Here is a 578-nt window from a genome sequence, read left to right as displayed (position 1 = left end):
GCCGGCTCGGAGACGGCCTTGGCGACCGCAGCCGCCTGATCGGAATCGGCTTCCGGCGTGGTGGTGTTCGGCGGCGTCACAAACGGACTCAACGTCGAAGCCGCCACCGAGGACACCGCATACCCATACATCGCCGCGGCATCCTGGGCCCACATCTCCATGTACTGCGCCTCAGTGGCCGCTATCGCCGGCGTGTTCTGCCCAAAGAAATTCGTCGCCACCAACGTCGCCAACAACACCCGATTGGCCGCAATCACCGGCGGCGGCACCGTCATCGCAAACGCCGCCTCAAACGCCGCCGCGGCCGCGCGCCCCTGATTCGCCGTCTCCTCAGCCTGCGCACCCAGCGCACCAAGCCAACTCACATACGGCATCACCGCCGAGACCATCGCCACCGACGCCGGACCCACCCACGGCCCACTGGTCAACTCGGTAACCACCGAGTTATAACCACTCGCCGCCACACTCAACTCCGCCGCAATCTCATCCCAAGCCGCCGCCGCGGCCATCATCGACCCCGACCCCGGACCCGCATACATGCGACCGGAATTGAACTCCGGCGGAAACGCCCCGAAGTC

Annotated in this window: 1 protein-coding gene; it reads right to left on the bottom strand. The window is 66.4% G+C overall.

The window, feature by feature from the left end; genetic code table 11:
* Nucleotides 1-578, bottom strand: a 578-nt coding sequence (locus A5625_RS23505; RefSeq protein ID WP_197516207.1) for a PPE family protein, incomplete at both ends; no start/stop codon positions are given.

The organism is Mycobacterium sp. 1465703.0 (assembly GCF_001672975.1).
In the GTDB taxonomy this organism is placed as follows: domain Bacteria; phylum Actinomycetota; class Actinomycetes; order Mycobacteriales; family Mycobacteriaceae; genus Mycobacterium.
Note: the sequence above shows the minus strand (reverse complement) of the source record. Positions and strands in the feature narration are given on the sequence as shown.